The following is a 19,581-nucleotide window of genomic DNA, read 5'->3' on the forward strand; positions in this document are numbered from 1 at the left end:
CCAGTGTGCGCCCGTTACGCGTCGAGCTCCCGGGCGACCGCCTTGACCACTTCGGAGACCCGTCGCGCGACCTTGCGGTCCGGGTAGCGACCCTTGCGCAGCTCGGGCTGCACAGCGCCTTCGAGCAGCGTGATCATGTCCTCGACCATGCCGTGCAATTCGTCGGGGGTGTGCTTGCGTTCGACGGGCGTGGCCTCACGCCGGGTCCGGGTCAGGCTCGGCGGCGGATCGATCAGCTTGACGCTCAACGCCTGCGGGCCGCGACGCCCGGATGCCACCCCGAACTCGACCTTCTGACCGGCCTTGAGACCTTCGACGCCCTCAGGCAACGCCGACGCACGGACGTAGACGTCCTCGCCCTCCTCCTGGGACAGGAAGCCGAAGCCCTTCTCGGCGTCGTACCACTTCACCTTGCCGGTCGGCACTGGTCTCACCTGCTTGTCTAACGGGTCCATGACAACATGACGAAGCGTCCCGCCGGTGCAGGACGCGTGCCGGTGATCCTACTCGGGAACACCTGTGCCCAGCACCTGAGTTCTGTTGGGTAGGCTGGGCAAACCGCTGGAGGAGACATGCGCCTGATCCTGAACGTCATCTGGTTGCTGTTCGGCGGGCTATGGCTTGCCCTCGGCTATCTGCTGGCCGCGCTGGTGAGCTTCGTTCTGATCATCACCATTCCGTTCGGGTTCGCCGCGCTGCGGATCGCCAACTACGCCCTGTGGCCGTTCGGACGAACCATTGTCGAAAAGCCCGGCCCGCGGCCCGGCGCTCTGGTCGGCAACGTCATCTGGATCCTGCTGTTCGGCCTGTGGCTGGCGATCGGCCATCTGGTCAGCGCGGCCGCCATGGCGATCACGATCATCGGAATCCCGCTGGCGCTGGCCAATCTCAAACTGATCCCGGTGTCGCTGGTGCCGCTGGGCAAGGAGATCGTGTCCGCCGACGCTCGGGTGCCGGCATGACACTGACCACGCTCGGGCTGCCTGCGATCCGCCGCGACGACGACGAACCGCCGGCCGAGATGCCGCGCAGCGGCCCGCTGGTCGACACCTTCGGCCGGGTGGCCACCGATCTGCGGGTGTCGCTGACCGACCGGTGCAATCTGCGCTGCACCTATTGCATGCCTGCCGAAGGCCTGGACTGGCTGCCCGGCGACGAGCTGCTGACCCGCGACGAACTCGTCCGTCTGCTGACGCTGGCCGTGACCCGCCTGGGCATCACCAGCGTTCGCTTCACCGGCGGCGAGCCGCTGCTGTATCGCGAGCTCGAAGACGTGGTGTCGGCGGTGGCGGCGTTACGCCCGCGCCCGGAGATCGCGCTCACCACCAACGGCCTGGGTTTGGCCCGCCGTGCCCAGGCTCTGGCCGACGCGGGCCTGAATCGGGTCAACGTTTCGCTCGACACCGTCGACGCGGAGCACTTCGCCGCCATCACCCGTCGCGACCGGCTCACCGACGTGCTCGACGGTCTGTCCGCCGCGGCGGCCGCCGGATTGGGACCGGTCAAGGTCAACGCGGTCCTGGACCATGACAGCGGCCTTGATGACGCCGTCGAGCTGCTGGAGTACTGCCTGCGCCACGGCTATCAACTGCGGATCATCGAGCAGATGCCGCTCGACGCCAGTCACCTGTGGCGCCGCGACGCCAACCTGGGTGCCGACGAGATCTTCGCCGCGCTGGCCGCACACTTCGACCTGACGCCGGATCCTGCCCCGCGCGGCTCGGCCCCGGCTCAGCTGTGGCGGGTCAACGGCGGCCCGGCCACGGTCGGCATCATCGCCTCGGTCTCGCACGCGTTCTGCTCGGCATGCGACCGGACCCGCTTGACCGCCGACGGGCAGATCCGCAACTGCTTGTTCTCCGCGGAGGAATCCGACCTGTGCGTGCTGCTGCGCCGCGGCGCGGACGACGACGCGCTCGAGTCCGCATGGCGCGCCGCGATGTGGCGCAAAGCGGCCGGGCACGGCATCAACAATCCGGATTTCGTACAGCCGCAACGCCCGATGAGTGCGATCGGTGGCTGACGTGGCCCAGTCGGTCGAGGTGACCGTGCGTTTCTTCGCCGCGGCCCGCGCCGCGGCGGGCACGGAGTCGGATCGGCTCACTGTGCACCCCGGTGCGTCTGTCGCCGACGTGGTGAATGAATTGGGTTCTCGCAGCGAGGAATTAGCGCGGGTGTTGCAGCGCTGTTCGTTTCTGCGCGACGGTGTCGCGGTCCGGGACAAGGCCACCGAGCTGCACTCCGGTCAGACACTCGACGTGCTACCCCCGTTCGCCGGCGGGTGACCGTGATTTGCGTCACATCACGATCAGGTAACGAGATGGCCACGGTGCGGTTGAGTGTCGTAACTACCTGGGCCAACGCCGAGCTATCTAGGGGCTTTAACCTTTTCTAAGGTTTGCCGGTAGCAGAAACGCCCGGAAATGCAAAAGATGACGGCACTCCGGTCTCCTATTACCGTCTGTCGGAGGTCAGCCCCCTCAACCCGGGAAGACCCTCTCCGCTCTTAGCGCTGAGCTCCATCCAAGGAGCGGGGAGACCAACGAACACCATGGATGGAGGCGGGGGACCCACCGGTCCACCGATAGGACTTGGAGCCGCTTGCGGCTCCTCGGGGTGAAGCCGAGATCGTTTCCACCAGAGACGACGACGGCCGGGCGACCTCTCCAGCCCGAACCCGACAGCTGACCTCGCAGGCGCATTGAAGAGAGGAACACTTCGCCATATGAGTGGACGGCATCGCAAGCCCACTTCTTCGTCAGTCAGCGTCGCCAAGATCGCGGTCACCGGTGCGGTCATCGGAGGCGGCAGCCTCGCCCTCGCCGGGCAGGCCCAGGCAGCTCCCGATGCCGAATGGGATCAGGTTGCTCGCTGTGAATCCGGCGGCAACTGGGGCATCAACACCGGCAACGGTTACCAGGGCGGCCTTCAGTTCTCCCCCAGCACGTGGTCCGCGCACGGTGGCGGTCAGTACGCCCCGGCCGCGAACATGGCCAGCAAGGACCAGCAGATCGCCATCGCCGAGCGCGTTCTGGCAAGCCAGGGCCGTGGTGCCTGGCCGGTGTGCGGTCGTGGCCTCTCGGGTGCGACCCCGCGCAACGTAGTCAACGAGCCCACTCCGGCCGACGCACAGATCCAGCCCGCCGCGTTCGACGCGCCGGCACCGGATGCTCCCGCTCCGGAGGCCCCGCAGGATCTGCCCCCGGCACCCCAGGATGTGGCGCCCGCGCCGCAGGACCTGCCCCCGGCTCCGCAGGATCTCCCGCCGGCACCCCAGGATGTGGCGCCGGCCCCGCAGGACCTGCCGCCCGCACCGGTCGACGTACCGCCCGCTCCGCAGCCCGAGGTCGTCCCGGTGGCTCAAGAGGCCGCACCGCCGGCCGCCGAGCCCGTGATCGACACCGCCCTTCCGGTACCCGCCCCCGAGGCACCGGCAAACCCTGACGAGCAGACCATCACGGTGCAGGCGTCCTCGATCCATTTCGTGCCGCAGGCTCCGGTCGACCCGGCGGTTCCGCCGACGCTTCCGCCGGCTCCCGCTCCGGCCCCGGCTGATCCCGCCGCGGCGCCCGCCCCGGCCACCGGTGTGGTGGCGGCCGGCCCGACCGGCCAGCTGCCCGACGGCATCCCGCACCTTACGAGCCCGTCGAACCTGCCGCCGGGAACCAGCGACCAGCCTGAAGGCCCGCAGGACGGCCCGAATGTCACGTACCTCAAGGAACTGTGGCACGCGGTCCAGACTCAGCAGGTGAGCAAGGGCGACGCGCTGCTGGCGCTGACCCAGCGTCCGCTGAACACCCCGGTGACCAACGATCCGAGCATGGGTGTGGCTCCGGCCGACCCGAACGCTCCGGCACCCGGCCCCGGCGCTCCTGCACCGGTCCTGCCGGCACCGGACGCTCCGGCTCCGGCACCCGCTCAGTAAGCCGTCAGGCCGAATTCACCCACTCGTCGGTTCCGTCGGCGAAGAACTGGTGCTTCCACACCGGTAATCGTTCCTTGACGGTGTCGACGAGCAGAGCACACGCGTCGAACGCCGCCCTCCGGTGGTCGGCCGCCACGGCGGCCACCAGGGCGGCGTCGCCGATGTGCAGCACGCCAACCCGATGACTCGCGGCGATCGCCCGCACGCCGGTGGCTTTCGCGGCCACCTCGGCGATCGCCTCGAACAAGGTCTCCTCGGCGAGCGGATGTGCGGAGTACTCCAGCCGGATCACGTCCCGGCCGCCGTCGTGGTTGCGCACCACCCCGGAGAAGCCGACCACCGCGCCGGCGGCATCGTCGGCGACGAGCTGTTCGTGCTCGGTCAGTGAGATGGGCCCCTCGACGAGCGCGGCCCGCAGGATGCGTGTCATCAGCGGTGATCCCCTCCGGCCAGTTGATCCAGTGCGTGGTCGAGGATGTCGGCGAGCACCGCCAGACCGTCGCGCACCCCGCCCGTCGACCCGGGCAGGTTGACCACAAGTGTGCGGCCCGCCACCCCGCACACACCCCGGGACAGCACTGACGTCGGGACCTTCGGCAGACCGGACCGGCGGATCGCGTCGGCCAGCCCGGGGATCTGGTAGTCCAGGACACCGAGAGTGGCCTCCGGGGTGGCGTCGGTCGGCGATATCCCGGTGCCGCCGGAGGTGATGACGACGTCGGCTCCGGCGTCGATGGCCGCGCGCAGGGCGTCGCCGACGGCGCTGCCGTCGACAACCACGCTGGGGTCGGGCACCTCGAAGCCGCGCTCGGCTAGCCAGGCGACGACGATGGGGCCGGTCCGGTCTTCGTAGACACCGGTCGCGGCCCGGGTCGAGGCGATCACAACCCGTGCGGACCGTGTCACGTCGGGCGCACCCACAGGCCGGTCTTGCCGCCTTCCTTGCGCAGCACCCGGATGTTCTCGATGCGCGCGGCCGGGTCGACGGCCTTGATCATGTCGTAGACCGTCAGTGCCGCGACGCTGACGGCGGTCAGCGCTTCCATCTCGACACCGGTGCGGTCGGTGGTGCGCACCGACGCGGTCACGCCGACCTCGGCGTCACCGATCGCGAACTCGATGTCCACTCCGGTCAGTGCCAGGTGGTGGCACAGCGGGATGAGGTCGCTGGTGCGCTTGGCGGCCAGAATGCCGGCGACCCGTGCGGTCGCCAGCGCGTCACCCTTGGGCAGGCCCCCGGCCGTGATCAGCGCGACGACTTCGGCGGTGGTGTGAACGGAACCGGCCGCCACCGCGGTGCGGGTGGTGGCAGCCTTGTCGGTGACGTCGACCATGTGCGCCGCACCGTGCTCATCGAGGTGCGAGAGGCGGCGCTGAGGCCCGTTGGTCACCGTTACTTGTTGACGACGGTGACCGGGTGCAGATACGGCAGGTCAGAGGCCGGCAGCGGGAACGTGATGTCACCGAACGGGGACAGCGCGCCTGCTCTGTCGGCAGCGAGTTCGCTTACGGCGTGGTCGTCGGGGTCGCTGGTCGGCCAGCCATTGTCGACGTACCTTGTCTTCTTCTCAGCCACGGCAACATTCTGTCATCTGCCGGGCCGGGTTGTGCATACAGGCGGCTGTTTTACGCTGGTCAACAATGACTGAATCGTCCTCGCCAGGGATGCCGCTGGGCGCCTGGCTGGCCGATCTGCCCGACGATCGGCTGATCCGCCTGCTCGAGCTGCGGCCGGATCTCGCCCAACCGGCCCCCGGCAGCATCGCGGCCCTGGCCGCCCGCGCGGTGGCCCGGCAATCGGTGAAGGCCGCCACCGATGAGCTCGACTACCTGCGGCTGGCCGTCCTCGACGCCCTGATCGTGCTGCACGCCGAGACCACGGCCGCGCCGGTGTCCAAGCTGGTGGCGCTCATCGGCGAGCGCGCCGACGAGCAGTCGATCCTTACCGCGCTGGACGACCTGCGGGAGCGCGCCCTGGCGTGGGGGGACAGCGCGGTTCGGGTGTCGGCCGAGGCGGCCGCCGGCCTGCCGTGGTATCCCGGGCAGGCGATTCTCGAAGACTCCACGCGATCGGGCGCGGAGATCTCCGCGGCCATCGACGCCCTTGACGAGCCGCAGCTCGAACTGCTCGACCGGCTGCTGATGGGCTCCCCCGTCGGCCGCACCCGCGATGCCGCGCCGGGCGCCCCCGCCGATCGACCCGTGCCGCGGCTGCTCGCCGCCGGGCTGCTGCGCCAACTCGACGAAGAGACGGTGATCCTGCCGCGACAGGTCGGCCAGGTGCTGCGCGGTGAGGAGCCGGGGCCGGTGAGCCTGGTGGCGCCCGACCCGGTGGCCAGCACGACGACGGCCGCCGACGTCGACGCGACCGCGGCAGGTGCCGTGCTGGACCTGATTCGCGAGATCGAGCTCGTCATCGAATCCCTTTCTGCCGCACCGGTTCCCGAGTTGCGCAGTGGCGGGCTGGGGGTGCGTGAGGCCAAACGGCTGAGCAAGCTCACCGGTATCGACGAACAGCGCCTGGGATTGGTCCTCGAGGTCAGTTCGGCCGCCGGGCTGATCGCCAGCGGCACCCCCGACCCGGAGCCGCAGGACGGTTCGGCCCCGTACTGGACGCCGACGGTGGCAGCCGACCGATTCCTCGAGACGCCGACCGCCGCGCGCTGGCACCTGCTGGCCACCAATTGGCTGGAGTTGCCGTCCCGCCCGGGCTTGATCGGCAGCCGCGGACCCGACGGCAAACCCTATGCGGCACTGTCTGATTCGCTGTATTCGACGGCCGCGCCGCTGGACCGCCGGCTACTCCTGGAGCTACTCGCCGGGCTACCGCCCGGCTCGGGCGTCGATGCGCTGCACGCCTCGCGGGCCTTGATCTGGCGCCGCCCGCGGTGGGCGGCACGGCTGCAGCCCGAGCCGGTCGCGCATCTGCTCGACGAGGCGCACGCGCTGGGCCTGATCGGCCGCGGAGCGCTCAGCACACCGGCGCGCGTCCTGCTCGACGGCGACGAGGACGCCGCCATCGAGGCGATGGGCAAGGCGCTGCCCGCACCGATTGACCACTTCCTGGTGCAGGCCGACCTGACCGTGGTGGTGCCCGGTCCGCTGCAGCGTGAGCTGGCCGACGAATTGGCGGCGGTTGCCGCGGTGGAATCGGCGGGCGCGGCCATGGTGTACCGGGTCAGCGAAGCCTCCATCCGGCACGCACTGGACACCGGCCGCACCGCGGGCGCGCTGCACACCTTCTTCGAGCGACACTCGAAAACCCCTGTCCCTCAAGGTTTGACGTATCTGATCAACGACGTCGCCCGGCGGCACGGACAGCTGCGGGTCGGAATGGCGTCGTCGTTCCTGCGTTGCGAGGACCCGACGCTGCTCGCCCATGCGGTCGCCGCGCCGGCCTTGGAACATCTCGAGGTGCGGCAGCTGGCCCCCACGGTGGCGGTGTCGCAGGCACCGATCGGCGATCTGCTCGCGGCGTTGCGCGCGGCAGGCTTCGCGCCGGCCGCCGAGGATTCATCGGGGGCGATCGTCGACCTCCGGCAGCGCGGCGCCCGGGTGGCCACGCCCCAGCACCGCCGGTTGTTCCGCGCGCTGCCCAAGCCGAACGCGGACACCCTGGCCTCGGTGGTGTCGGTGCTGCGTCGGGTGGACTCCACCACCCCGTTCGCCAACGTCCGCCTCGACCCGGCGGTGTCGATGGCCCTGCTGCAGCAGGCGGCGATGGAACAAAAAGACGTGGTCATCGGTTATGTCGACGCGGCAGGTGTCGCCACCCAGCGAGTGGTGCGCCCGCTCACCGTCAGCGGCGGTCAGCTGATGGCCTGGGATCCGACCCAGGGCCGCCCCCGCGAATTCGCGGTGCACCGCGTGACGTCGGTGATGTCCGCCGACGCTGGATAATGGAGTGTGTTATGCCGCCGGCGACCGATGCAGAGCGAGGAACGAGCGATGAGGAGGAGCGGCGTAGATGACTGAGGGTCCGTTAATCGTGCAGTCCGACAAGACGGTGCTGCTCGAAGTCGACCACGAACTTGCCAGCGCCGCACGGGCGGCGATCGCCCCGTTCGCGGAGCTGGAACGCGCCCCTGAGCACATTCACACCTACCGCATCACCCCGCTGGCGTTGTGGAACGCCCGCGCCGCCGGCCACGACGCCGAGCAGGTGGTCGACGCGCTGGTCAGCTTCTCGCGCTACGCCGTGCCGCAGCCGCTGCTGGTCGACATCGTCGACACCATGGCCCGCTATGGCCGCCTGCAGTTGGTCAAGCATCCGACGCAGGGCCTGACACTGGTCAGTCTCGACCGGGCAGTGCTGGAAGAGGTGCTGCGCAACAAGAAGATCAGCCCGATGCTGGGTGCGCGCATCGACGACGACACCGTGATCGTCCACCCCAGCGAACGCGGTCGGGTAAAGCAGATGCTGCTCAAGATCGGCTGGCCGGCCGAGGATCTGGCCGGCTACGTCAACGGCGAAGCACACCCGATCGACCTCGAGCAGGACGGTTGGGAGCTCCGCGACTATCAGCAGATGGCCGCCGACTCGTTCTGGGACGGCGGCTCGGGCGTCGTGGTGCTGCCGTGCGGTGCGGGCAAGACGCTGGTCGGCGCGGCCGCGATGGCCAAGGCCGGGGCGACGACGCTGATCCTGGTCACCAATACGGTGGCCGGACGGCAGTGGAAGCGGGAGCTGATTGCCCGGACGTCGCTGACCGAGGAGGAGATCGGCGAATATTCCGGTGAGCGCAAGGAGATTCGCCCCGTCACCATCGCCACCTATCAGGTGATCACCCGGCGCACCAAGGGCGAATACAAGCACCTCGAGCTGTTCGACAGCCGCGACTGGGGCTTGATCATCTACGACGAGGTGCACCTGCTGCCCGCGCCGGTGTTCCGGATGACGGCCGATCTGCAGTCGCGCCGTCGGCTGGGGCTCACCGCGACGCTGATCCGCGAGGACGGCCGCGAAGGCGACGTGTTCAGTCTGATCGGGCCGAAGCGGTACGACGCCCCGTGGAAGGACATCGAGGCGCAGGGCTGGATCGCACCGGCCGAATGCATCGAGGTCCGCGTCACGATGACCGACAACGAGCGCATGCTGTACGCGGTCGCCGAACCCGACGAGCGCTACAAGCTCTGCTCGACCGCGCATTCGAAGATCGCGGTGGTGAAGTCGATCCTCGCCAAGCATCCCGACGAGCCCACGCTGGTGATCGGCGCCTACCTCGACCAGCTCGACGAGCTCGGCACCGAGCTGAATGCGCCGGTGATCCAGGGCTCGACGAAGAACGCCGAGCGCGAGCAGCTGTTCGACGCGTTCCGCAGTGGTGAAGTGAAGACGCTGGTGGTCTCCAAGGTCGCGAACTTCTCGATCGATCTGCCGGAAGCGTCGGTGGCCGTTCAGGTTTCGGGCACGTTCGGTTCGCGCCAGGAGGAGGCCCAGCGGTTGGGCCGGCTGCTTCGCCCCAAGCACGACGGCGGCGGCGCGGTGTTCTACTCCGTCGTGTCCCGCGACAGTCTGGACGCCGAGTACGCGGCGCACCGGCAGCGGTTCCTCGCCGAACAGGGCTACGGCTATGTCATCAAGGACGCCGACGACCTGCTCGGCCCCGCAATCTGAGCCTGACCCAGCTGCCATAGCGGGACGTCAGCAACAATTCGCTGCCCGTTGAACGCAGCGCTGTCCCCACGAAATGAATCCGACGGCGAATCCAGCAACGACACGTTAGTCTCGCCACGAGCGTGGTCGGGTGACAAAGGGGTACAACGTGGGCGCAGCGGGATTTGTCGGTCGGGTTGGTGGTTTGGCGGTCGCGCTGGGCGTGGGTGCCGCGGTGTGCAGCGGCGCGACGGCATGGGCCGACGATGGCGGTCCCTCGGCGCAGGCCGGCTCGGCCCGGTCGGGGTCCAGTCAGACGACCGCAGGCCCGGCCAAGCACAGCGCCGCCCCGAAGGCTGCGTCCGGGCGGTCGCGTCCGGTGTCGACAGTGCGCGCCCAATCGATCACCTCGGTGCCGGCCACGGCGACACCAACGGCGCAGTCGGATCCGTCGGCACCGCAGACGCCGCCGGCCGATTCGCCATTGGAGCTGGCGGCGCTGGCCTGCAGCCGTCGCGACACCGGCATCTCGGCCCGCACAGCCGCGGCGGCATCCTTGGCGCCGGAAGCCTTGGTACAGGCCGCTGCTGCGCAGAACACCGCATTGATCATGGGCCCCAGCGGTGTTCCGATCCCCAAGCCGAGCTACATCAGCAGCGTCTTCAATCTCTACATCGCACCGTCATACCCGGGGTCCATCCCATTCCAGCTGGATACGCCCGAGGGCCTGTATCCGATCACCGGTGTGAAGAGCCTGCCACTGAATGTGTCAGTGCAGCAGGGTATTCAGATCCTGGCCGCGTCCATCGCCGAACAGGTCGCCGCGGGTAATACCGCCACGGTCTTCGGTTACTCCCAGAGCGCGATCATCTCGTCTTTGATCATGAGCCAGCTCCCGCAGGGCACACCCGTCGAATTTGTGTTGGTCGGTAACGAGATGAACCCCAACGGCGGCATGCTGTCCCGATTCCCCGGCTTGAATCTGCCGAGTCTGGGCCTGCCGTTCTATGGTGCCACACCGGAAAACGCCTTCCCCACAACGAACTACACCCTGGAGTACGACGGGTTCGCCGACTTCCCGCGCTACCCGCTCAACGTCCTTTCGGTGCTCAACGCCGGGCTGGGCATCATCTTCGTGCACACCAAGTACGCGGATCTGACCTCCCAACAGGTGAATTCGGCCATTGCGCTGCCGACCACCGACCCCAGCCAGAAGTACTACATCATCCCGACTTCGAATCTGCCGCTGCTTGAACCGCTGCGCCTACTGCCGGTGATCGGTAACCCGGTGGCCGATCTGTTGCAGCCCGCGCTGAAGGTCATCGTGAACCTCGGCTACGGCGATCCCCAATACGGATGGTCCACCAACGGATTCGCCAATCAGCAGACGACGTTTGGATTCATCCCCGACGTCAACTGGGGACAGGTCGCCAACCTGTTCGTTGCCGGCATCGGGCAGGGCCTGCACGACTTCGCCGCTGACGTCAGCCCGGGCGGGGTGATGTCGCAGGAACTCGCGGCGCTGAAGTTGCCGACGTCCGGACCGGCCCCCGTGCTCCCAACCCCCGCGGGCGTCATCTCGACACTGCAAACGGTGATCACCGACGTCGCCTACACCATCTCCAATTCCGCGGCGGCACTCTATGCGGCGGCGCTACCGACGGCCGACATCGCCAACGCCATCGTCACGGTGCTGCCCGCCTACGGAATCAACCTGTTCCTCAGCGGAATTCAGCAAGCACTTTCCGGCGACGTGATCAACGGGCTGGTCAACGCGATCGGACTTCCGATCGCAGCCGCTACCGGGCTGGTCACCACGGCAGGCCTGATCGAGGCGCTCGTCCTGATCCAGGCAGTCCAGGGATTCCTGGGTCAGGAGACTAACGTCTAGAGCGAAAGGATTGTCGCCGAAGCGGTTCCGGGTGCGCCGTACACCTGTGCGAGTCCGACGCGGGGGTTGCCCGGCACCTGACGTTCGCCGGCCTCGCCACGCAGCTGGCGCACCAGCTCGTGCATCTGACGCAGGCCCGAGGCGCCGATCGGCTCGCCGTTGGCGATCAGCCCGCCATCGGTGTTGATCGGCAGCGATCCGTGGATCTCGGTGGCGCCGTCGGCCAGCAGCTTCTCCTGCTCACCGTCGGCGCACAGTCCGGTCTCGGCCATGTGGATGATCTCGGCGCCGGCGTCGGTGTCCTGAAGCTGGGCGATGTCGATGTCCTCCGGGCCGATGCCGGCCTCCTCGTAGGCCGCCTTCGCCGCGTACACAGTCGGCGACACGTCCTCGTCGAGCGGGGCCGACGTGCCGTGCACCTCGTAGGCGCCGAAGGTGCGGGTACGAATCTCGCTGGCGCGCACGTACACCGGCTTGTCGGTGAAGCGGTGGGCGATGTCGGCGCGGCACATGATGACCGCGGCGGCGCCCTCATCCGGAGCACAGAACATGTACTGCCGCAGCGGGTAATTCAGCACCGGCGAGGCCATGATCTCCTCGACGGAGATTTCCTTGCGCCGGAAGGCATTCGGGTTCAGCACGCCGTTGCGGAAGTTTTTGTTGGCCACCCGCGCCAGCGTCTCTTCGGAGATACCGTGATCGTGGATGTAGCGGTTGGCCTTGATGCCGAAGAACTTGGTGGTGACGAACTGCCCGTTCTGGGCGTACCACTGCGGCAGCGCCAGCTTGGCCGGGTCGTCGGTGAACGCTCCGCGCGGATGCTTGTCCAGGCCGACGGCGATGCCGATGTCGTACTTGCCGAGCCGGATGGTGTCCGCGGTCTGCTGGATGGCGCTGGCCGCGGTGGCACAGGCATTGAAGACGTTGGTGAACGTGATGCCGGTCAGGCCGACCAGGCGGGTCACCGCGTCCGGGTTGGACACCTCATAGCTGCCGCCGAAGCCGAACTGGATGTCTTTCCACTCCGCGCCGGAATCCTTCAGCGCCAGCTCGATCGCCTCGGCACCCATCTGCATGGCGGTCTTCTCGAACCGTCCGAACGGATGCAGGCCGACCCCGATGATCGCGACGTCATTACTCATGCTCAGGCCTCCGCCGGCTGGAACGCGAACGTGACGACCTCATTGCCGTCGGCGTCGGTGGCGAACGGGATCATCGTCAGCTCGACGTCCATGCCCCACTTGAGCTTCTCGGGGTCGTTCTCGGTGAGCCGGCCCTCGACGCGCACGACGTCCTCGAGCTGGACCAGGCCGACACCGAACGGGACGAAGTCCTTACCGGTCGGGCCGATATAGGGGGCGCCGGGCGGGAAGCCCTGCGTGGTCCACGCGACCAGGGTGCCGCGTCGGGGCAGCTTGACCTCATTCATGCCGCCCGCGCTGCAGTGCGGGCAGCGCTCCTGGCTGGGAAAGACCACGGCCGAACAGTTGGCACATTTGCTACCGATCAGCTGCGGATTGTCTTCCGGCCAAGTGGAGATTTCGGGCGCCAGGGCCTTTTGCATAGCGGCATCCTTCGTAGTCCAGGTCAGTAGCCGGATCGTACAACACTGTTGGCTCTGGTTGGAAACCGCATTCTCATCTGAGTGCACGCGCTTCTCACGTGAGCGCGGGAATCACCTCGCGCTCGAACAGCTCGATACCCGACCGGTCGTAGGCGGCCTCCGGGAAGTAGCAGATCACGTACCCGCAGCCCAGCTCGCGCAGCTCCGTCAGGCTCTCGATGACCTGCTCGGGCGTGCCTGCGGCCGAGCCGGGCGCACTGACCGTCGTCATCATCGCGTCGGCGGCCGCGTCGCCGCAGACGCCGGCCAGCCGGTCGCGCACCCGCTTCACCCGCGCGCTGACGTCGTCGGCCGAAGTGCCGAGGATCGCGTTGACATTGGCCGAGCGGACGATCGCGTCGAAGTCGGTACCCACCTCGCGACAGTGTTCGGCGAGCACCTGCGACTTGTGCTTGAACCCGTCGGGCTCGGAGGTGAAGTTGGTGTACTGCGCGTACTTCGCCGCGATCTTGAGCGTGACCTTCTCGCCACCGCCGGCGATCCATAGCGGAATCCCGTTCTCCTGCAACGGCTTAGGTGCGACGATCGCTCCATCCACCTGATACTGCTTGCCGTCGAAGGTCACCTTTCCCATCTGCCAGGCGTCGCGCATGATCTGCACGCCCTCGTCGAGGCGGGCCAGCCGCACCCCGGCGGAGGGGAAGCCGTAGCCGTAGGCGCGCCACTCGTGCTCGTACCAGCCGCCGCCGATGCCCATCTGCACCCGGCCACCGGAGATGATGTCGGTGGTGGCGGCGACCTTGGCGAGGTAGACCGGGTTGCGGTAGCTCATCGCGGTGCACATCTGGCCGAGCTTGATCCGTGTGGTGGTCGCGGCATAGGCCGCCATCAGGGTCCACGCCTCGTGCGTGGCTTCGTCGGTCGGGATCGGCACGGTATGGAAATGGTCGTAGACCCAGAGCGAGTCCCACGGACCCGCGTCGGCGTGATCGGCCAGATCACGCATTACCTGCCAGTGCTTGTCAGTGGGAATGCCGGCCAGATCGAGTCGCCAGCCCTGCGGGATGAACAGTCCGAAGCGCATGGCCCGACTCTACGGTCGAGCGAGCCAGCCGACTAGCGGCGACGATCAGTGCTTTGGACGGCCCCTAGACGGCAATCGGCCCCTCCCATACGGGAGGGGCCAATGCTCCCCCTTGCCTCCTCATTCCCCTGGCGTAATGCCCATCACACCGCAAAAGCTAGCTGAGAGCAAGCTGAGACGCAGTATTTCAGCAAAAATTCTTGCGCGCGCAGGCAAATGAATCCAGAACGGGCGTCCCGCTATACAGTTCTGACATATGGCGAGTTCAGACCCACTTCATCGAAACAGTCGTCGCGGCAAATCAGGTGCTATCCATTCGGTGAGGCAATTCGTTCAGCAACTGACGTCACGAAATGGCCAATCGTGAAACGCACGTGAGTTTGCTCGGATTGTCGCGAGCGACAGTTGTTCCTGCTCACCCCGGCCCGCTAGTCGGCCCACAAGGTTTGCGATTTCGTGGCGATCGGCCAGACCCCCGGATTCTTCGCCGAGCCGGCCATCGCGCCGCGCACGACGTGCTGGCAATGACCCGGCCCGGGCCGGCGCCTAACCCGCACCGCCGCGGTACATCGCGGCTATGTCACGAAGCGAAACTTTGAGCGATTGGTTCCGTGGAAGTTCCGCGACAACGACCACCTCGACCGGCACATAGTGCTTGGGCAGGGCGTTGCGGACCAGGTCCACGAGTTCGGCCGGGTCGGGTGTGGGCGTTCCCGGCATGACCTCGACCGCGGCGAACGGCACCTCGCCGAGCCGCGCATCGGGTACACCGACGACCGCGGCGTCGCGGACCGACGGATGGCCGACGAGGACCCGCCGGACGATCTCCGGCAGCACCTTGAATCCGCCGCGATTGATCGCGCCGTCGGCCCGGCCGTGCAGCGTGATGAACCCGTCGGCATCGATGGACGCCAGGTCGTTGGTGCGGATCCACTCCGGGCTGATGGCTGCGATCTTGGCTTCCAGGATTCCCTGTTCACCTGTCGGCACCTCGCCGCTGCCGGCCGGGTCGGTGATGCGGACCTCGGTATTGGGCATCACCCGACCCGAGCTGGCGCGCTTGGCGGTGCCGAACTCCCGATACAGATCGGGGGTCCAGGTGCACACCGATCCCGCGAATTCGGTTGCACCATAAGCCAAGAGCACCGGAACGCCGTACCGCTGCTCAAAGGCGTCGCGGATTTCGGGATCCAACGGGCCCGCTGCGCTGATCACGTATTCCAGCGAGGCGAGGTCCTCGCGCGGCAGGTCGGCGTCGAGCAGCATGCGGACGGCCGCCGGCTGCAAGCCGCAGCGGCGGATGCCGTAGGTCTTCACCACCCGCACCCACTCCGCGACGCTGAATTTCTCCAGCAGAGCGATCCGTTTGCCCAGGTAGGCCCCGGTGATCAGCTGGCACACCCCGCCGATTCCGCCCAACGGCCAGTACATCAGCTCAGGTGGCTCATCGGCGGAGGCACCGGTGATGGCCACGCTGGACACCGTGTGCTCCAGCACCGAGGCGGGAATCGGGTGCCGCTTCGGCGGCCCGGTGGTGCCGCTGGTGAGCACCTGCAATCCGGTCGAGCCATCCCGGCCGGCCGCATGCAGCCGATCGGACACCCGCTCGATGCCGGCAACGAGTTCCACGGTGGGCGGTGTCAGCGCAACTGCGATACCCGCGGTGCCGGTCCGGCGCGCGGCGGCGATCACCGGCTCGGACCAGTCCTCTCGGTCGGCGACCACCGCGGCCAGCTCCAGCTGTTCGATGTCCCGCCCGATCGCCTCGGCCGACTGGAACGAATAGATCATCGACACCCAACGCCCGGCGCCGAGCAGCCCCACCACCGCCGCCGCGTGCGGTGGCCGGTTGCGGGCCACCACCCCGACGGCCGCACCGTCGGCGACACCGGCCGCCCGCAGCGCGTGGTCGATCGCACCGGCGTAGGCGGCGATCTCGTCGCCGGTGTACCAGCGGCCGTTGAACTCGATGCACGGCGCGTCGCCGTAGCCGGCCAGGCTGGTGGCCAACCTGCTACTGATCGTCGCGGCGCTCTCGCTCACCCGCGCAACGCTAGCCGAGCAGACGCAAAACCCCCCGAAACATCGAGGTTTCGGGGGGTTTCGCGGCTCTTCGCGTGGTTAGAGCAGCGACGCCGGCGGGTTGAACCGCTCGCCGTACTTCTCCGCCAGTTCCTTGGCACGCGCCACGAACCCGGCCTTCCCGCCGTGCGGGTAGCCGACGATCAGCTGGGCGGCGCCACCGGTCCACGGCGGGAAGCCGATGCCCATGATCGAGCCGATGTTGGCGTCGGCGGTCGTGGTGATCACGCCCTCGTCGAAGCACTTCTGGGTTTCCAGCGCCTCGGCGAACAGCATCCGGTCGATCATGTCCTGCAGCGGCGGGGTCGAGGTGCCCGAGTTGAAGGTCTCGCGCAGCCCCGGCCACAACTGGGTCCGCTTGCCGTCGACGTACTCGTAGAAGCCGGCACCGGAAAGCCGTGAGGGACGGCCGATTTCGATCATCTTCTCGACGACGGCCTCGGCCGGGTGCGGCTCGTAGGTGCCACCGGCATCCTCGACGCCCTTGCGGGTGGCGAGCGCGATCTTGTGCATGAGCTCCAGGTTGAGCTCGTCGGAGAGCTGCAGCGGCGGGGCCGGGTAGCCGGCCTGGCTGCCCGCATGCTCGATCGATGCCGGCTCGACACCCTCACCGAGCATCGCCAGCGCCTCGTTGACGAAGGTGCCGATGACCCGGCTGGTGTAGAAGCCGCGGCTGTCGTTGACGACGATCGGGGTCTTGCCGATGGCCAGCGTGTAGTCGAACACCCGGGCCAGCGCCTCGTCAGAAGTCTTCTCGCCCTTGATGATCTCTACCAGCGGCATCTTGTCGACTGGCGAGAAGAAGTGGATCCCGATGAAGTCTTCCTGGCGCTTCACCCCGGCGGCCAGCCCGGTGATCGGCATGGTCGAGGTGTTGGAACCGAGGATCGCATTGGGCTCGACGATGTCCTCGATCTCCTGGAACACCTTGTGCTTGAGCTCCTGGTTCTCGAAGACGGCCTCGATGACGAAGTCGACACCCTTGAAATCGGCAGGGTCACCGGTAGGGGTGATCCGGGCCAGCAGCGCGTCGGACTTCTCCTGCGTGGTCTTGCCACGCTCGAGAGCCTTGGCTTCGAGTTTCTCGGAGTAGCCCTTGCCCTTCTGGGCGGCTTCGAGCGAAACATCCTTCAGCACAACGTCGAAACCGGCCTTGGCGGAGACGTACGCGATGCCCGCGCCCATCATGCCGGCACCGAGCACACCGATCTTGGTGATCGGGGTCTTGCCGATGCCCTCGGGCCGCGAACCACCGGAGTTGATGGCCTGCAGGTCGAAGAAGAACGCCTGAATCATGTTCTTGGCGATCGGCCCGGTGACCAGCTCGGTGAAGTAGCGGCTCTCGATGCGGCTGGCGGTATCGAAGTCCACCTGCGCGCCCTCGACGGCGGCGGCCAGGATGGCCCGCGGTGCCGGCATCGGTGCGCCCTTGAGCTGCTTGCGCAGCAGAGACGGGAACGACGGCAGGATAGCCGCCAGCGACGGGCTGGCCGGGGTGCCACCGGGCATCTTGTAGCCCTTGGCATCCCACGGCTGGGTGTGCGACTCCGGGTTGGCCTTGATCCACGCCTTGGCGGCGGGCACCAATTCCTCGACGCTGCCGACGAGTTCGTCGACCAGACCGTTGTCCTTGGCGGCGGCCGGCTTGAACCGGGTGCCCTGGGACAGCACGTTGACGAAGCCGTTCTGGATGCCGAGCATCCGCGTCACGCGGGTGACGCCGCCACCACCGGGCAGCAGGCCGAGGGTGACCTCGGGCAGCCCGATCTGAACACCCTTGACGTCAGCCACAATTCGGTGATGACAGGCCAGCGCGATCTCCAGGCCACCGCCGAGTGCGGCACCGTTGATGGCCGCGACGACCGGCTTGCCCAGGGTCTCCAGGGCGCGCAGGTCGCGCTTGATGTCCTCGACCTCGGCGAAGATCTCGCCGGCGTTCTCCGGGCCCGCGGTGATCATGCTCTTGAGGTCACCGCCGGCGAAGAAGGTCTTCTTGCCGCTGGTGATCACCACACCGGTGATCGAATCCTTCTCGGCCACAAGACGTTCGACCGCCTTGTGCATGGATTCCTTGTAGTGCTCGTTCATCACATTGGCGCCACCGGTCGGGTCGTCCAACGTCAGCGTGACGATGCCGTCGGCATCCTTGTCCCACGCAATAGTGTTCTCTGCCATGACTTTCCGTTACTCCTAGTTTTCCCGGCTCAGACGCGCTCGATGATGGTGGCCACACCCATGCCGCCGCCGATGCACAGCGTGATCAGGGCACGCTTGGCGCCGCGGCGCTCCAGCTCGTCGACCATGGTTCCGGTGATCATCGCGCCGGTGGCACCCAGCGGGTGACCCATCGCGATCGCACCGCCGTTGACGTTGAGGATCTCGTCGGGGATGTTCAGGTCCTTCTGGAACTTCAGCACCACCGACGCGAAGGCCTCGTTGAGCTCGAACAGATCGATGTCGTCGACGGTCAGGCCGGCACGGTCGAGCACCTTGCGGGTGGCCGGCGTCGGGCCGGTCAGCATGATCGTCGGCTCGGCGCCACTGGTGGCGGTGGCCACGATGCGCGCCCGCGGGGTCAGCCCCTGGGACTTGCCGGCGGCCTCACTGCCGACCAGCACCAGGGCGGCGCCGTCGACGATGCCGGAGCTGTTGCCACCGGTGTGGACGTGGTTGATCTTCTCGAGCCAGTGGTACTTCTGCAGCGCCACATCGTCGAAGCCGGCCATCGCGGCCAGGCCCTCGAAGGCGGGCTTGAGCTTGCCGAGGCTTTCCACGGTGGTGCCGGGACGCATGTGCTCGTCGTGATCCAGGATCACCAGACCGTTCTGGTCTTTCACGGGGACCACGGACTTGGCGAAGTAGCCGCCGGACCAGGCTGCGGCCGCGCGCTCCTGGGACCGCTCGGCGTAGCGGTCGACGTCCTCGCGGGAGAAGCCCTCCATGGTCGCGATCAGGTCGGCGCTGATGCCCTGCGGGACGATGTAATTGTCGAACATGGTGGCCGGGTCGGTGAACATCGCACCACCGTCAGAACCCATCGGGACGCGGCTCATGGACTCGACGCCGCCGGCGAGAACCAGGTCATCCCAGCCGGAGCGGACCTTCTGCGCGGCGGTGTTGACCGCTTCCAGGCCGGAGGCGCAGAACCGGTTGAGCTGCACGCCGCCGACGGTCTCGGGCATTCCGGCCGCGATCACGGCGGTGCGGGCGATGTCGGCACCCTGGTCACCGACCGGGGAGACACAGCCCAGGATGACGTCGCTGATCAGCCTCTCATCGAGGTCGGGGAAGCGGCTACGCAGCTCGTCGATCAGGCCGACCACCAGGTTCAGCGGCTTGACCTCGTTCAGCGCGCCGCCGCGCTGCTTGCCGCGCGGGGTGCGGATGGCCTCGTAGATGAAGGCTTCTTCGGACATGTGTGTTTTCTCCAGGTCCTGTT

18 protein-coding genes and 1 riboswitch are annotated in these 19,581 nt (G+C 67.7%); of the genes, 7 read left to right on the forward strand and 11 right to left on the reverse strand.

Annotated features, from left to right (window positions below):
• Positions 1-14: 14 nt before the first annotated feature.
• Complete coding sequence (locus K0O64_RS24390; protein ID WP_047332145.1) at positions 15-425, reverse strand: cold-shock protein; 411 nt, start codon at positions 423-425, stop codon at positions 15-17.
• Positions 426-572: 147 nt separating this feature from the next.
• Here K0O64_RS24390 and K0O64_RS24395 point away from each other — a divergent pair, with 147 nt between their 5' ends.
• From K0O64_RS24395 to K0O64_RS24410, 4 genes are all read left to right on the forward strand, one after another.
• A complete protein-coding gene (locus K0O64_RS24395; protein WP_071949263.1) occupies positions 573-962 on the forward strand; it encodes a YccF domain-containing protein in 390 nt (129 codons plus the stop codon).
• Positions 959-2,023, forward strand: a complete 1,065-nt coding sequence (gene moaA / locus K0O64_RS24400) for a GTP 3',8-cyclase MoaA (protein ID WP_071949262.1) — start codon at positions 959-961, stop codon at positions 2,021-2,023. The genes K0O64_RS24395 and moaA overlap by 4 nt, the downstream gene beginning before the upstream one ends.
• Entirely contained in the window at positions 2,016-2,285 is a 270-nt protein-coding gene (locus K0O64_RS24405) for a MoaD/ThiS family protein (protein ID WP_071950312.1), read from the forward strand. The genes moaA and K0O64_RS24405 overlap by 8 nt, the downstream gene beginning before the upstream one ends.
• A gap of 215 nt (positions 2,286-2,500) precedes the next feature.
• Positions 2,501-2,714, forward strand: a riboswitch (cyclic di-AMP (ydaO/yuaA leader).
• 11 nt (positions 2,715-2,725) lie between these two features.
• Positions 2,726-3,925 carry a transglycosylase family protein gene (locus K0O64_RS24410; protein ID WP_071949261.1) on the forward strand — a complete coding sequence of 400 codons (1,200 nt, stop codon included), beginning with the start codon at positions 2,726-2,728 and terminating at the stop codon, positions 3,923-3,925.
• A gap of 4 nt (positions 3,926-3,929) precedes the next feature.
• On the opposite strand, the gene K0O64_RS24415 is transcribed toward K0O64_RS24410, so the two are convergent.
• Genes K0O64_RS24415 through K0O64_RS24430 form a run of 4 tightly spaced genes read right to left on the reverse strand, consistent with a single transcriptional unit; the run spans position 3,930 to position 5,501 of the window.
• Positions 3,930-4,355 (reverse strand): molybdenum cofactor biosynthesis protein MoaE, encoded by a 426-nt coding sequence (locus K0O64_RS24415; RefSeq protein ID WP_071949259.1) that lies wholly within the window; start codon positions 4,353-4,355, stop codon positions 3,930-3,932.
• The gene (locus K0O64_RS24420; RefSeq protein ID WP_071950311.1) at positions 4,355-4,831 is read right to left on the reverse strand and encodes a MogA/MoaB family molybdenum cofactor biosynthesis protein; all 477 of its coding nucleotides are present in this window, start codon (positions 4,829-4,831) and stop codon (positions 4,355-4,357) included. The genes K0O64_RS24415 and K0O64_RS24420 overlap by 1 nt, the downstream gene beginning before the upstream one ends.
• Positions 4,828-5,259, reverse strand: a complete 432-nt coding sequence (gene moaC, locus K0O64_RS24425) for a cyclic pyranopterin monophosphate synthase MoaC (RefSeq protein WP_083542991.1) — start codon at positions 5,257-5,259, stop codon at positions 4,828-4,830. Before moaC ends, K0O64_RS24420 begins: the two co-directional genes overlap by 4 nt.
• Positions 5,260-5,318: 59 nt before the next feature.
• Positions 5,319-5,501 (reverse strand): hypothetical protein, encoded by a 183-nt coding sequence (locus K0O64_RS24430; protein ID WP_071949255.1) that lies wholly within the window; start codon positions 5,499-5,501, stop codon positions 5,319-5,321.
• Positions 5,502-5,566: 65 nt separating this feature from the next.
• Between K0O64_RS24430 and K0O64_RS24435 the strand changes: the two genes are divergently transcribed.
• From K0O64_RS24435 to K0O64_RS24445, 3 genes are all read left to right on the forward strand, one after another.
• Positions 5,567-7,825: a helicase-associated domain-containing protein gene (locus K0O64_RS24435; RefSeq protein ID WP_071949253.1), complete on the forward strand. Its 2,259-nt coding sequence runs from the start codon at positions 5,567-5,569 to the stop codon at positions 7,823-7,825.
• 67 nt (positions 7,826-7,892) lie between these two features.
• Positions 7,893-9,542: a DNA repair helicase XPB gene (locus K0O64_RS24440; protein ID WP_071949252.1), complete on the forward strand. Its 1,650-nt coding sequence runs from the start codon at positions 7,893-7,895 to the stop codon at positions 9,540-9,542.
• Positions 9,543-9,690: 148 nt separating this feature from the next.
• Positions 9,691-11,412: a PE-PPE domain-containing protein gene (locus tag K0O64_RS24445; RefSeq protein WP_217353542.1), complete on the forward strand. Its 1,722-nt coding sequence runs from the start codon at positions 9,691-9,693 to the stop codon at positions 11,410-11,412.
• Here K0O64_RS24445 and K0O64_RS24450 read toward each other — a convergent pair.
• The 6 genes from K0O64_RS24450 to K0O64_RS24475 all read right to left on the reverse strand — a co-directional run bounded on the left by K0O64_RS24450 (position 11,409) and on the right by K0O64_RS24475 (position 19,558).
• Positions 11,409-12,554 carry a thiolase family protein gene (locus K0O64_RS24450; RefSeq protein WP_071949246.1) on the reverse strand — a complete coding sequence of 382 codons (1,146 nt, stop codon included), beginning with the start codon at positions 12,552-12,554 and terminating at the stop codon, positions 11,409-11,411. The genes K0O64_RS24445 and K0O64_RS24450 overlap by 4 nt on opposite strands.
• Positions 12,555-12,556: 2 nt before the next feature.
• Positions 12,557-12,976: a Zn-ribbon domain-containing OB-fold protein gene (locus K0O64_RS24455; RefSeq protein WP_071949244.1), complete on the reverse strand. Its 420-nt coding sequence runs from the start codon at positions 12,974-12,976 to the stop codon at positions 12,557-12,559.
• Between the two features lie 94 nt (positions 12,977-13,070).
• Positions 13,071-14,060: an LLM class F420-dependent oxidoreductase gene (locus tag K0O64_RS24460; protein WP_071949242.1), complete on the reverse strand. Its 990-nt coding sequence runs from the start codon at positions 14,058-14,060 to the stop codon at positions 13,071-13,073.
• 546 nt (positions 14,061-14,606) lie between these two features.
• Positions 14,607-16,103, reverse strand: coding sequence for a class I adenylate-forming enzyme family protein (locus K0O64_RS24465; protein WP_071949240.1), 1,497 nt, complete (start codon positions 16,101-16,103; stop codon positions 14,607-14,609).
• Positions 16,104-16,181: 78 nt separating this feature from the next.
• Positions 16,182-18,317, reverse strand: a complete 2,136-nt coding sequence (locus K0O64_RS24470) for a 3-hydroxyacyl-CoA dehydrogenase NAD-binding domain-containing protein (protein WP_071949238.1) — start codon at positions 18,315-18,317, stop codon at positions 16,182-16,184.
• Between the two features lie 29 nt (positions 18,318-18,346).
• Positions 18,347-19,558: an acetyl-CoA C-acetyltransferase gene (locus K0O64_RS24475; protein ID WP_096312253.1), complete on the reverse strand. Its 1,212-nt coding sequence runs from the start codon at positions 19,556-19,558 to the stop codon at positions 18,347-18,349.
• Positions 19,559-19,581 lie beyond the last annotated feature (23 nt).

The sequence above is a fragment of the Mycolicibacterium pallens genome (assembly GCF_019456675.1).
Classification (GTDB): Bacteria; Actinomycetota; Actinomycetes; order Mycobacteriales; family Mycobacteriaceae; genus Mycobacterium; species Mycobacterium crocinum.